Annotated in this window: 4 protein-coding genes; all 4 read right to left on the reverse strand. The window is 31.1% G+C overall.

Annotated features, from left to right (window positions below):
- Nucleotides 1-195: 195 nt before the first annotated feature.
- On the reverse strand, nt 196-1005 hold the full coding sequence (locus tag ABEG11_RS18940) for a hypothetical protein (RefSeq protein WP_348825748.1): 810 nt from the start codon (nt 1003-1005) through the stop codon (nt 196-198).
- Nucleotides 1006-1170: 165 nt separating this feature from the next.
- Complete coding sequence (locus ABEG11_RS18945) at nt 1171-1665, reverse strand: hypothetical protein (RefSeq protein WP_348825749.1); 495 nt, start codon at nt 1663-1665, stop codon at nt 1171-1173.
- Between the two features lie 115 nt (nt 1666-1780).
- The gene (locus ABEG11_RS18950; RefSeq protein ID WP_348825750.1) at nt 1781-1999 is read right to left on the reverse strand and encodes a hypothetical protein; all 219 of its coding nucleotides are present in this window, start codon (nt 1997-1999) and stop codon (nt 1781-1783) included.
- A gap of 351 nt (nt 2000-2350) precedes the next feature.
- The coding region (locus ABEG11_RS18955; protein WP_348825751.1) for a hypothetical protein at nt 2351-3080 on the reverse strand (730 nt) is incomplete at its 5' end.

A 3080-nucleotide genomic window follows, 5' to 3' on the forward strand; every position in this document is an offset into this window, starting at 1 on the left:
AAATAATTTGTTTTTCATTTTGTTAAATTTTATTGATTTTTGAATTCTCCGTTTTCTGGCAAAATATCTGCCAACGTTCTGGCACTACAGCGGGTTTGGGATTAAATTAAGCTCTATTTTCGGATTTGCCAAATCATCCCAAATACAAAACTATTTTTCCATTAAGCCAAATACCCAAATCCGTTGTAGTGGCTGTTATGAGTAGCTGTTTTCTTTTTCATATTGAGTTTTTAATTTCTCAAACTCAACTTTATATTTTTCAATTTTTACTTGGTCTTTATTAGATAATAAAAAAGATTTTCGTCTTCCAGTTACCATTGTGTCCCAAACAATTTTCCCGTTGGCATCAGTTATTTTGCAATTATTGACAGCATTAAACATTTTACACTCGGTATGCTTCATTTTTACCGCTAACCAAGCATATTCTTTTGTTTCAAATTGATTTGATATTTCTAATAACCTTAGTTTTTTTAAATTACCAATAGGTCTTAAACTATCATCTTCAATTTTTAGATTCCATAAGCTTAATATTTCTAGATTAGATAAATTTATTAGAGGCTTTAAAGATTCAATTTTTAATGCTTTATTGATTCCGCCACTAATTGTCAACTCCAATATTTGTCTAGCATTAGCAATTCCTTCAATATTCTGAAGTTTTGAAAAATCATTAATTTCTAAATGTTTTAATGAAACATTTTTAGCAATATTCCAAAGACTTTCAGATTTTGTATTCCATTGTAATATGATAGTTTCTGTTGTTTCCAATGACTCTAAAATACTTAAATCCTTTGCTAGGAGATTGTAGAGTTTTAAATATTTGGGTTTTACGAATGATAAAATTTTTTCTAAATCTTTTTCTTTTGCGCCGTTTACATATAAGTTTTCAATATATAAATGTTGTAAACGTTCTAAGTTTTTTGCGTCTGCGGGTATCCAAATAGATTTCTCTTTGTTGTCAAAGTCGTTTAAATCTAATAAGTATTTTGGTTTTTCAGGTTGATTCATTTATGCAGTTCTTGTACAGTTACTCATAACGTTCCGGCGCTTGGCGAGGTTGGGGACTAAATTAAGATTTATGTTTCGGTTAAGCATTATTTTCCAAATACAAAACCATCTTAAAATTTTGCCTAAAACCCCAATCTCGCCAAACGGCTGTTATGCACCGTGCCTTTAGATTTTTGTATTTGTCTCTACTAATTTTCCCTTTCTATCAACTATCCAATATATGCTCCAATCAATTATATTTATTAGTTTACGATACGCATATTTTTCGGCATTTTGTTTTCTTTCTTTTAAGTTTGGAATTGGTACGAATTCAGATTTGTAATTTGAAGTTTCTTTTGAGATTATTGGGAAATCATTTTTCGTTTCTGTATAAAACCAATAATCCATTTCAAATATGATAGGATAAAGTCTATCATTTATGAACAGTTTCCTGTTTGATTTTTGAAAGTTTTGTGACTTTTTGCTAATATGTATTTTTACTTTTTCTCTATCCAAATTTTCAAAAATGAAAACAACGCTATCCTTATTTGCTTTCTTTAATTCCAAATATTGATAAATTGAGTTTTCTGTTTCCCAGTCTAAAAGATAAGGAATGGTTTGCTCTTGGGCGTTTAGCAATCCTGAACAGATTATGATACAAATGAAAAGTATTTTGTTCATTAGGTGTGTTTTTCTGGCATGGTGCATAACGTGTTGCTACTACAGCGGGTTTGGGGTTAAATTAAGACCGTTTTTCGGATTTGCCAAACTTTCCAAATACAAGACCATTTTTAAATTAAGCCAATTGCCCAAATCCGTTGTAGTAGCGGTTATGGGAGGTTTTTTCTTTAGCAAGTCCTGAATTTTTAGCATTTTCATTCCAATTTTGAGTTTCGTTTTTCCTTCTTTTCTTTTTCCGTTTCAGTTCGGCAGTTTGGTTTAATAAAATCCAATTGTCGTCAATTGAAGCGAAGATTGCTTTTTCAAGTTTCTGCTTATCGATTCCAATTTTCACGTTTCTAATTTCAGCTTAAGTTTAGCAGATTGGTTTTTCACTTTTTTGCTTATCGGCTCTAATTTTTACGTTTCTAATTTCGGCGTAAGTTTGGCAGATTCCAATTTTTCAAACTCGGCGTTCTGTCTGCGTTCTGTTTTTTACGTTTCTGCTTTGATTTCTATTGAAAATGAAAGCGTCAATTCGGCACGAATTGGCTGTAAAATCTCCCATAACGTTCTCGCGCTACAGCGGGTTTGGGACTAAATTAAGCCCTATTTTCGGATTTGCCAAATCATCCAAACACAAAACCAACTTTCCATTAAGCCAATTGCCCAAATCCGTTGTAGCGTGTGTTACCAGCAGTATTTTCTATTCTGCAAGTAAGTCCTGTATCAATATTCCAATGTAAGATACTTTTAATTTCAAATATGAACTACTGTTTCCATGCATAGATTCACCAGATGAATAAATAGCATCCATTAAGCCGGCACCAAGTAAATCTCCACCTTCTTCCATGGCCATATCTTTCCATTTATCTTTTATGAATCTTTTTAAATCGCCTAAATAAGTAAGTTCGATACTTCTTGAAGCACGAAGGAAATTATCATATTCTATTTTCTCTTCAATAAAACATTGAAAAAGCTTTCCAATATATTTAGCTTTCTCATGATCTTCACATTTGTCAATTATGTAAAGTAATTTTTCTCCAACTTTGGTTTTATATTCAGGATCATTTTCAATTTTCTCAATTTGTTTCTTTCTACTTTCGTTAGATGTCTTTTTTAATTGAAGAAGAAATACCATTAACTTTTTGGTAAAAAGTTTATCTTGAACTGTCAGTGTAGTTTTCGCTATTCCAAATAATACACCGATGATGGGAATATCTTTTAAAGCTCCATCTTTTAATAAAGTGTCTAGAGTAGTTTCAGATAAATCAACGATTACATCTTGAAATTTATCATCTTTAATTGTTTCGGTTAATGTTTCGGAAATATTTGTCATGTGTGGTTTAATATTGCTGGTAACGTCAGTCTGTGAAAAAACCTCCGTTTTAATTGCAAACAAATATAGTAAAATACTGTTGTTAAAACAGGAATTT

The sequence above is a fragment of the Flavobacterium aestuarii genome (genome assembly GCF_040049115.1).
Classification (GTDB): domain Bacteria; phylum Bacteroidota; class Bacteroidia; order Flavobacteriales; family Flavobacteriaceae; genus Flavobacterium; species Flavobacterium aestuarii.

Coding starts and splice junctions, on each gene's coding strand:
- ABEG11_RS18945 (WP_348825749.1), bottom strand. CDS start 1,665: ATGAACAAAATACTTTTCATTTGTATCATAATCTGTTCAGGATTGCTA.
- ABEG11_RS18940 (WP_348825748.1), bottom strand. CDS start 1,005: ATGAATCAACCTGAAAAACCAAAATACTTATTAGATTTAAACGACTTT.